We start from the raw sequence: 10,828 nt of genomic DNA, 5'->3' as shown, positions 1-10,828 counted from the left end.
GGACGCGGATTGGCTCGCTATGACGCGTCCCATGTTGTTCTCGCCGTCGGACGCCCGCGCGACAGCGACGCTGTCCCCGCCGATGACTGTGGGCTCGGACGCGCGCACGCGCCGCGGGGTGTCTTCGTCCTGTCGGCCGACCGGGCGGGTGCGGCACGATCGGGGGGTGGCCGGACGGTGGCGGGTGGTGGCGGTCGTCGCCGTGCTCGCGCTCGCGGGTTGCACGGGCGGCGCGCCGGCCGCGCGGCCGCCCAGCCCGCGCGCGACGCCGACGCCGATCCCCGCCGACGTGCTGGCGGGGCTGTCGGTCGAGGTCCGGCAGGCGCGCAGCGACTGGGCGCTCCGGGTGGTGCAGCTGAACGTGGCGAACGCCGGGCCCGGCGACGTGACGGTCGAACGGGCGCGGCTGATCACGCCCGACGACGCGGGCGTCGCGACGAGTGACCGCGAGCGACCCGTGCGGGCGGGCGTCGACCGGGACGTGTCCGTGGCGCTCGGCGAACCGGTCTGCGACGACGCGACCTCCGGGCCCGCGCAGGCCGAGCTCGACCTGGTGGACGACGCGGGCCGACAGTCGACTCTCGTCGTGCAGCCGGGCGACCCGCAGGGCCACCTCGCGCGGATCCACGGCGAGGACTGCGCGGCGGCGGCCGTGGCGAGGGGCGCGACGCTGAGCCTGGAGGACGCGATCACGACCAGCGACGTCGACGGGACGCTGGCCGCCACGGTGGACCTGCGCGTGGTGCCGGTGCTCGGCGGACCGACCGTCGAGATCACGCAGGTCGACGGGACGGTGCTGCTGGCGCCGGTCGGGGGTGCGACGAGCTGGCCCACCACCGTCGACACGGCCGACGGCGCCGAGGACACCGTGCCGCTCGAGCTGGTGCCGTCGCGGTGCGACCCGCACGCCGTGGCCGAGGACAAGCGCGGCACGTTCTTCGGCGTGCACACCCGGGTCGACGGGGTCGACCAGCCGGTGTTCTACCTCGCGTCGAGCGACGTGCTGCGGGGGGCGTTGCACGAGTTCGTCGGGCGTTCCTGCGGGATGCCGGGCGCCGGCTGACGAGGTCGCGGTCGGGCGGGGAACGACCCGAGCGGACAGCGGGAGGCGAGCGGCGGCGGGGAAGCGTGCTCGAGCCCGACGGCGCCCGGTGCTCACCGGAGGCGAGTTCTCGGGCGCTCGCGTCCCTTGTCGGCGTTGCCTGTGCGCCGACTGAGTCGCGTTGTCGCRACCGATGCATAGCCGCAGGTCAGGGCGCCGAAAGGGCGTCGATGCCGCGCTGCCCGACTGCGTAGTCGACCAGGGCCACCCGCGCCGCCGCGCGGGAAACAGAAGTGGCGAGCGCTTTCCCCAGTTTGCCCGAAACCCTTGCGCGGCCCGGGGAGGGGTCGGTAGGAATGTCCTGCTTGCTCAGGTGAATCGTTACACAATGAATCGATTCACCATGCAGCACAGGGGCGATCTCAACGACGAGACAAAGGGTGATGCCATGCGCTCGACGCGCGCGCACGACGAGGGACCAGGGGAACCGCGGGCGGGACGGACGCGCGGGTCGGCGGGGCATGCGGGACGAACTCCCGGCCGAGCGGGTCCTCGTGCAGTTCTGGCGGGGGTAGCCACCGCGACCGCGGCCGCGCTGGTCGCCACCGGCGGGCTGCCGGCCCTCGCGGCTGACCCGCCGACCACGTGGAAGTTCGACCTGGGCACCGCGACCAGCCCGGTCGCGGACGGCTACCAGCAGGTGACCGACGCGACGCGCTACTCCGCCGCGACCGGGTTCGGCATCGTGCCGTCGGACGGGGTCACCCCGATCTCCCGTGACCGTGGCGCGGTCGACCCCGCGGACCGCGACTTCGTCCTGGCCACCAGCTGGTCGTTCGTGCTCGACGTGCCCAACGGCACCTACGACGTGACGGTCCGCTCGGGCGACCTGCTCGCGGGCACGAGCACCACCAAGACCACGGTGACGCTCGAGGGTGCCGGCGGCGGCACGCTGAGCACCAAGGCGGCGCCGATCGCGGGCACATGGCCGGTCACGGTCGCAGACGGTCAGCTGACGGTGGGGATCGCCGGCGCGGGTGCCGGTGGGTACGTCAGCTCGATCGTCGTGTCGCAGACGGGGACGACGCCGCCCGACGAGCCCGACCCGGGCACGTCGACCATCGCTGCGCCCACCTCGGTGCGCATGGCCCACGTGACCCCGAGCGCCGTGACGCTGCGCTGGAACGAGGTCGCCGGCGCCACGGGCTACGTGGTCTCGCGCTCCGACGCCGTCGACGGCACCTACACCGAGGTCGCCCGGACCGGCGCGCGCGAGGTGTTCACCACCGACGCCGTCGACACCTCGACCCTGCGCTACTACCGCGTGCAGACGATCGACGCCGCCGGCCTGTCGACCCCGTCGGCCGCCGCCGTGAGCAGCCTGCCGACGCCTCCGACCGTGCCCGCCGTGCTCGACTTCGACCTCGGCAGCGGCGCGCTCGCTCCGGGTGCCACGAGGCTCGACGCGACGAGCGCGTACTCGGCATCGACCCGCTACGGCTTCGTCGACACCCGCGCGGTCACGGCGACCGACCGCGCGACGGCCGACCCTCTGCGTTCCGACTTCGTGAGCGTGGGCGACACCGAGCTCGTCGTCGACCTGCCCAACGGCGACTACACCGTGAGCCTGATCGCGGGCGACGCCACCGAGGCGACGGACGTCGCGATCACCGCGGAGCAGATGGCCAAGGTGGCGCCGACGACGAAGGCCGCGGGCCAGTTCCTCGAGATGTCGTTCGACATCGCCGTGGTCGACGGCCAGCTCAACCTCGAGCTCTCCGGCACCGCGCCCAAGCTCAACGAGCTCCGCATCGCGGCGCAGAGCCCGCGCGCACCCGGCGACGAGCCGACGGTGTGGATCACGGGCGACTCGACGGTGCAGAGCTACACGGCGGACTACGCGCCGCAGGCCGGCTGGGGCCAGATGATCGGCCGGTTCCTGTCCGACGACGTCACGGTGGACAACCGGGCCATCGGCGGCCGCTCGTCGAAGAACTTCATCAGCCAGGGCCGGCTCGACGAGGTCCTGCGCCTGGTCAAGCCGGGCGACTACGTGTTCGTGCAGTTCGGGCACAACGACGCGACCTACGGGGTCGACGACCGCTTCGCCGCCCCCGCCGACTACGCCGAGTACCTGCGGACCTACGTCGACGGTGCCGTGCAGCGCGGGGCCACGCCGGTGATCGTCACGCCCGTCTCTCGGCGCAGCTTCGACCCGGCGACGGGCGCGTTCAACGTCTCGTTCCCCGAGTACGTCGCTGCGGCGACCGCGCTGGCCACCGAGACCGGGACGCCCCTGGTCGACCTCGCGGCCTCGAGCCGCGCGTACCTCGACCAGATCGGCCCGGAGGCGTCGACGAGCGTGTTCCTGTACGTGCCGGCCGGGGTCTACCCGGGCCGTCCGACGGGGACCATCGACGACACCCACTTCCAGGAGTACGGCGCCATCCAGATGGCCCGACTCGTCGCCTCCGGCATCGAGAAGCTCGACGTGCCGCTGGCCGACGAGGTGGTCGACGCCGAGCCTCCGGCGCAGGTCCCGGCCGCCCCGGCCGGTGTGGTCGCGGGCAGCGTCTCCAACGCCGGCGTCCAGCTTTCCTGGACCGCGAGCGAGGGTGCGGACATCTACCAGGTGTTCCGCAAGGACGCCGCCGCCGGTGACGACGCGTACGCGCTGGTCGCCACCTCCACTCTGCCGCAGGCCGCGGTCGGCGGGCTGGTCGAGGGGGCGTCGTACGACCTGCGGGTCGTCGCCGTCAACGGGCGTGGATCGTCGGCCCCGTCGGCCGCGGTGCGGGTCACGACGAAGGCCGCGCTGTACAAGTTCGACGTGCAGCTGGCCGGCAGCCCGGTCATGCCGGGCTACACGGAGGTGAACCAGAACTCTCGGTACACCCCCGAGATCGGCTGGGGCTGGCTGGACCCGACGGGTCTGGGTGGACGCGACCGCGGGGTCGGCTTCACACCGCCGCCGAACGACCTGCAGCGCGACTTCCTGCTGCCGGGCACCCAGCACGTGTTCGCGGTCGACGTGCCCGACGGCAGCTACGCCGTCAAGACGTACAACGGCGACTGGATCGGCACCAGCCGCTCCAACGTGCAGCTCGAGGGCAAGGACTTCGGCGCCTCCAACGCGGGCGCGGGGTCGGTCTCGGAGAAGGTCAGCCAGCCGGTGCTCGTGACCGACGGGCAGCTGAACCTCGTGATGACCGGCTCCTCGAGCCGCCTGAACGGCATCGAGATCACGCCGCTGCTGCTGGCGCCGTCGGGTCTGACCCTCGACGACCTCAGCATCGACGGCACGTCGGTGAAGGTCTCGCTGAGCTGGACGGGGACGTCCGACTCGGCCGGGTACCGGGTCTACCGGAAGGCGGCGGGGGCCTCGGCTCCGGTCGCGCTCGGTGACGTCACCACGACGACGTTCGTCGACACCACCCCCGACGTCGGGCTGGCGTACGAGTACGACGTCGTCGCGCTCGACCCGACCGGCGTCGAGTCGGTGCCGACGGACACGCTCGACGTGACCACCGTCGACCCGGACGTGCCGACGGCCGCCGTGCCGACCGGGCTCACGCTGGGCGCCGTGAACAAGAACGACGTCACGTTCACCTGGGACGCCGTCGACGGCGCGCTGTTCTACCAGGTGTCGCGGCAGGCCAAGGACGGCTCGTTCGTCGTGGTCGGCCGTGCGGACGGTCCGTCGTACACCGACACGACCGTGCTGACCACGATCGGCTACACGTACCGGGTCGCGTCGGTGAACGCGGGCGGGGTGTCGGCGGCGTCGTCGTCGCTCACCACCCCCGCGGTCACCACCCTCGCGCGGCAGGCGGAGCGCCTCGACCGGTCGCCGGTCGCGGTGAAGACCGACGGCGGCGTCTACCTCGGCTGGCGACAGCTGGGCCTGGACCCCGACTCGATCGCGTTCCACGTGTACCGGGACGGCAAGAAGATCACCACGCTGCCGATCACCACCAGCACCAACCTGCTGGACGCCGGCGGCTCCGCGGGCTCGGTCTACCGGGTCAGCTCGGTGGTCGACGGGATCGAGCGCTGGGCCACCGGCGAGTTCCGCGTGTGGGACAGCCAGCACCTCGACGTGCCGCTGGACAAGCCGGCGGACGCGTACACGAAGGACGGTCAGCCGTACACCTACAACGCCAACGACGCGTCCGTCGGTGACGTCGACGGCGACGGGCAGTACGAGATCGTCGTGAAGTGGGACCCGTCCAACAGCAAGGACAACTCGCAGGCGGGCTACACCGGCAACGTGTACGTCGACGCGTACGAGCTGGACGGCACGCGGCTGTGGCGCATCGACCTGGGCCAGAACATCCGGGCCGGCGCGCACTACACCCAGTTCCAGGTGTACGACCTGAACGGCGACGGGAAGGCCGAGGTCACCATGAAGACCGCGGACGGCACCGTCGACGGCGTCGGCACGGTCATCGGTGACCCGCGGGCGGACTACCGGAACTCGTCGGGCTACGTGCTCACCGGGCCGGAGTTCCTGACGGTGTTCAACGGTGCCACCGGCGCGGCCGTCGACACGATCGACTACACGCCGCCGCGCGGTGACGTGGCCGCGTGGGGCGACGCGTACGGCAACCGGGTCGACCGCTTCCTCGCCGGGGTCGCGTACCTCGACGGCGAGCACCCGAGCGTCATCTTCAGCCGCGGCTACTACACGCGGACCGTCCTGGTCGCCTACGACTTCGACGGCTCCTCGCTCACCAAGCGGTGGACGTTCGACTCCGACGTCGCCGGCTCGCAGTACATGGGCCAGGGCAACCACAACCTCTCGGTGGCCGACGTCGACGGCGACCAGAAGGACGAGATCGTCTACGGCTCCATGACCATCGACGACGACGGCACGGCGCTCTACAGCACCGGGCTCGGGCACGGGGACGCGCTGCACGTCAGCGACCTCGACCCCAGCCGGCCGGGCCTCGAGGTGTTCGCGGTGCACGAGGAGGCGCCGCACAGCAAGGGCATCGGGGCGACCTTCCGCGACGCCAGGACCGGCGAGGTGCTGTGGTCGATGCCGGCCACCGCCGACACCGGCCGTGGGGCCTCGGGCGACATCGACGCCTCGCACCCGGGCTCGGAGTCGTGGGCCGTCACGACCGACGGCACGTGGAACTCGCGGTCGGGGGAGATGCGGGCGGCCGACGGCACCCTGATCAGCTCCACGATCCCCGCGGCGAACTTCCTCACCTGGTGGGACGGCGACCTCCTGCGGGAGATCACCGACCACGACTGGTCCACGGAGACGCTCACGGGGGTCCCGACGATCGCCAAGTGGAACCCGTCGACGAAGACCGCCGACGAGATCTACCGGGCGACGGGCACCCTGTCCGACAACGGCACCAAGGGCACACCCGCCCTGCAGGCCGACCTGTTCGGGGACTGGCGCGAGGAGATCGTGACCCGCCTGGCCGACTCGTCGGCCCTGCGGATCGCCACCACGGTCGACCTCACCGACCACCGGTTCCGCACCCTCCAGTCCGACCCCGTCTACCGGCTCGGCGTCGCCTGGCAGAACACCGGCTACAACCAGCCGCCGCACACGGGCTACTTCCTGGGTGACGGGATGTCGACGCCGCCGGCGCCGAGCATCGTCTACACGGGCGCCGCCACCGGTCCGGACGAGCGGGTGCCGGGACCGGCCACCGCGAAGCCCGGCGCCGGGGTGCTCTCCAGCGACAACTGGGACAACGACAGCAGCTACACGGTGACCATGAACCTGTGGTGGGGCCAGAACGCCCAGACCGTGACGCTGCTGGAGAACGGGGTCGAGGTGGCCACGCGCGACCTGGTCGACGCCACCCCGAACGCCCAGTCGGCGGCCTTCCAGCTCGCCGGCAAGCCCAACGGGACGTACGTCTACACCGCGGTGCTGACCAACCAGCACGGGAAGACGACGACCGCCCCGCTGACCGTCCGCGTGACTGCGGCCAACCCCGGAACCCCGGTGCTGAGCCACGACAACAAGGACGGCGACGGGTCGTACACCCTCACCACCAACCTCTGGTGGGGGACCAACGCGACCGTCTACCGGCTGTACGAGGACGGCGTGCTCATCGACACCCAGTCCCTCACGGCGAACGGGTTCAACGCGCAGCAGGCGACCACCAGCGTGTCCGGCCGATCGGTCGGCACGCACGTCTACCGCGCCGAGCTGGCGAACCCGCTCGGGACCACCAGCAGCTCCGAGCTGAAGGTCAAGGTCACGCACTGACCCTTCCTTCACGACGACGGCCGGCCCGGGAGCCCCACGCTCCCGGGCCGGCCGTCCGCCTGCCTCGACGTCCGAGCCGAAGGGGCCTCTGACCTGCATGTGCGCGGACATCCGACCCCTGGCAGGCGCAATGTCCGGCCCCTGAAATGCGCAACGTCCGAGCAAGTCGGGCCCCTGACCCGCAGGTGCTCGGACGTTGTGCAGCGAACGCGACAACGKCCGAGCAAGTGGGCCTCTGACCCGCATGTGCTCGGACGTTGTGCAGCGAACGCGACAACGTCCGAGCAAGTGGGGCCTCTGACCCGCAGGTGCTCGGACGTCGTGCRGCGAACGTGACAACGCCCGAGCAAAGTCGGGTTCTGGGCCCTCTTTGCTCGGACGTTTGCGGGTGGTGGAGGGGTGCCGGCGCCGGGGGTCAGGGCAGGCGGACGTGGTGCGGGCCGAGCTCCTTGACCGTGGAGACGCCGAGCAGGGCCATGGTCCGGCGGACCTCGCGCTCGAGGATCTCGACGGCGCGGTCCACGCCGCGCTCGCCGCCGGCCATGAGGCCGTACAGGTAGGCGCGGCCGACGAGCGTCGCGTCGGCGCCGAGAGCGAGGGCGGCGACGACGTCGGCGCCGGACATGATGCCGGTGTCGACCCAGACCTGCGTGCGGTCGCCGACCGCCTCGGCGACGTCGGGCAGCAGGCGCAGCGGCACGGGTGCGCGGTCGAGCTGGCGGCCGCCGTGGTTCGACAGGACGAGGGCGTCGGCGCCGGCGTCCGTCACGCGACGGGCGTCCTCGACGGTCTGGATGCCCTTGATGATCAGCGGGCCGTCCCACGACGCACGGATCCACTCGAGGTCCGCGAAGGTCATGGTCGGGTCGAAGAGCTTGTCCAGCAGGTCCGCGACCGTGCCCGACCAGGTGGTCAGCGACGCGAAGGTCAGCGTCTCCGTGGTCAGGAGGTTCATCCACCAGGCCGGGTGCGTCGCCGCGTCGAGCACGGTCTTGACCGTGAGGGCCGGGGGGATGGAGAAGCCGTTGCGGGCGTCGCGCAGCCGGGCGCCCGCCACGGGGACGTCGACGGTGAGCATCAGGGCCTCGTAGCCGGCGGCCTTGGCCCGGGCCATCAGGTCCTCGCCCGCGGAGCGGTCCTTCCAGACGTACAGCTGGAACCACTTGCGGGCGTCGGGGCCGGCCTTCGCGACCTCCTCGATGGACGTCGTGCCCATCGTCGACAGTGCGTAGGGGATGCCGCGGCGCTGGGCGACCCGGACGACCGCGCGCTCGCCCTCGTGGTTCATCATCCGTGTGAAGCCGGTGGGGGCGAACGCGAACGGCAGGGCGCTGGGCGTGCCGATCATGTCGGTGGTGGGGTCGACGTGCGAGACGTCGTGCAGGATCGACGGCTGGAACTCGAGCTGGTGGAACAGCGACCGGGCGCGGCGCAGGCTGATCTCCGCCTCGGCGGCGCCGTCGGTGTAGTCGAAGACCGAGCGTGGCGTCCGCTTGCGGGCCAGGGTGCGCAGGTCCGCGATGGTCAGCGCGTCCGCGAGCCGGCGCTTGGTGCCGTTGAGCTCGATCGGCTTCGGGCGCATCAGCGGCTTGAGCTCGGACCACGAGGGGATCTGACGGTCGGTCACCGGTGACTCCAGGGGGTGTGGCGCATCGTTGGGCTGCACGGGTTTTGAAACGATACAACAGGATGCGGAGCGGCCGACAGCCCGACCGGGAACGGAACGCCCCAGCGTCGATGAGGCCTCTCCCGACAGCATCCACCCGTGACGTCTGCAGGATCGAGCATCCGGACGACCGAATCCGCGGACTTGACGAGATCTCCGCCGCCAACGTCCGCCGGATCGATCGTCTGGACACCCGGATGTGCGGACGTCGCGCGCGCCTGCTGCCGACGTCCTCAAGATCGAGCGCCCTGAGGACCGAGTCCGTGGACGCCCCGGGTGGACGGCTGCAATGTCCGCACGAGCGAGCGCTCMCACGACCGAATCCGCGGACGTTCGCCGTGCCCGATGTCGACCTCCGCACGATCGCGCGCTCCGACGACCGAATGCGTCGCCTGGCGCTCAGGCCGGCCTTGGAGCGAGGCTGCAGCTGCCTCCGTCGCATGGCAAGGTACTCCGGGGACCAGGGCCTTTGTAACGATTCAGCGCGACCCGTTGACAGTCGGGTAAGCGCTCGCCTAACGTCCGGAATGCGCTTTCACACCCCGAGCAAGGAGGCTCAACGACGATGAAGCGAACCCTTTGGAGGACGGCCGCAGTCGCCGCCGTCGCCGCACTCGCCCTGACCGCCTGCTCGTCCGGCGATTCGGGCAGCTCCGAGCCGACGGCCAGCACCACCGGTCCGGACACCTCGCCCGTCACCATCAACTTCACGTGGTGGGGCAACGACGACCGGGCCGACCGCTACAACCAGGCCCTCGCGCTGTTCAAGGAGAAGTACCCGTACATCACGGTCCAGACCAGCTTCGCCGCGTTCCCGGACTACTGGACGGCCCGCTCCACGGAGGCGGCCGGTCGGGCGCTCCCGGACGTCATGCAGTTCGACCTGTCGTACCTGCGTGAGTTCAACCAGAACGGTCAGCTGCTCGACCTGCAGAAGTACGTCGACAACGGCACGATCGACCTCTCCGGCTTCGACAAGACGCTGACCAAGGCGGGTGTCCTCGACGACAAGATGATCGGCATCCCGACGTCGACCAACACGTTCGCCATGTTCCAGAACCCCAACGTGATCGAGCAGACCGGGGCGACGTTCCCGGACGAGGCCCAGTACACGTGGGACGACTACAACGACTTCATCAAGGACGTGTCGAGCGCCGGCGAGAAGACGGCGGACGGCTACGGCCTGTACGGCGCGGTCGACTACACGGGCACCTTCTGGTTCTTCATCCAGTGGCTGCTGCAGGAGGGCAAGACGCCCTTCAACGACGACGGCACGTTCGGCTTCGACGAGAAGGACGTCGTCAAGTTCCTCGACCTGACGGCGGACCTCCGCAAGGACAAGCTGGTCTACCCGACGGACCGCAACATCGCGCTCGCCCCCAAGGGTGGCTTCACGGTGAACGAGACGGCGTCCGAGATGAGCTGGGACAACTTCCTGGCCGGCTACGTCGCCGACTCCGGCACGCAGAACCTCTCGATGGCGCAGATCCCGTCGGTCAAGCCCGGCGAGAAGCACCTGTTCTTCAAGCCGTCGATGCTCCTGTCGTCGGGTGCCAACACCAAGCACCCGGAGCAGGCCGCGACGCTGATCAACTTCCTGCTCACGGACCCCGAGGTCGGCAAGATCTTCGGCACGTCGAAGGGTGTGCCGGCGGACGCCGACCAGCGCGCCGCCGTCGACACGACCGAGGGCAGCGTCGACGCCCAGGTGATCGCGTACGAGGAGAAGATCGCCGACCAGGTGACCGAGTCCACGCCGATCCCCGTCAAGGGCTTCGGCACCATCGAGGCCAAGTGGAAGACGCTGGCCGAGGACCTCGGCTACGGCAACATCACGCCGGAGGACTTCGCCTCGCAGTGGTTCGCTGAGGCGGAGATG

At 70.9% G+C, this 10,828-nt stretch carries 4 protein-coding genes; 3 read left to right on the top strand and 1 reads right to left on the bottom strand.

Features of this window, described 5'->3' with window-relative positions; translation table 11 throughout:
• The first annotated feature begins 166 nt into the window (after window positions 1–166).
• Together ACXJKG_RS14800 and ACXJKG_RS14795 are read left to right on the top strand one after the other, a co-directional pair.
• Window positions 167–1,063: a hypothetical protein gene (locus ACXJKG_RS14800; RefSeq protein WP_456846512.1), complete on the top strand. Its 897-nt coding sequence runs from the start codon at window positions 167–169 to the stop codon at window positions 1,061–1,063.
• 427 nt (window positions 1,064–1,490) lie between these two features.
• The gene (locus ACXJKG_RS14795) at window positions 1,491–7,283 is read left to right on the top strand and encodes a rhamnogalacturonan lyase family protein (RefSeq protein ID WP_456846511.1); all 5,793 of its coding nucleotides are present in this window, start codon (window positions 1,491–1,493) and stop codon (window positions 7,281–7,283) included.
• A gap of 415 nt (window positions 7,284–7,698) precedes the next feature.
• On the opposite strand, the gene ACXJKG_RS14790 is transcribed toward ACXJKG_RS14795, so the two are convergent.
• Window positions 7,699–8,910 carry an alpha-hydroxy acid oxidase gene (locus ACXJKG_RS14790; protein ID WP_456846510.1) on the bottom strand — a complete coding sequence of 404 codons (1,212 nt, stop codon included), beginning with the start codon at window positions 8,908–8,910 and terminating at the stop codon, window positions 7,699–7,701.
• A gap of 604 nt (window positions 8,911–9,514) precedes the next feature.
• Here ACXJKG_RS14790 and ACXJKG_RS14785 point away from each other — a divergent pair.
• Window positions 9,515–10,828 (top strand): ABC transporter substrate-binding protein (locus tag ACXJKG_RS14785; protein WP_456846509.1); only part of this gene is annotated, 1,314 nt, incomplete at its 3' end.

This window comes from Cellulomonas sp. P5_C6, assembly GCF_054049635.1.
The sequence above is the reverse complement of the archived record's forward strand: the minus strand, read 5'-3'. Positions and strand labels throughout refer to the sequence as shown.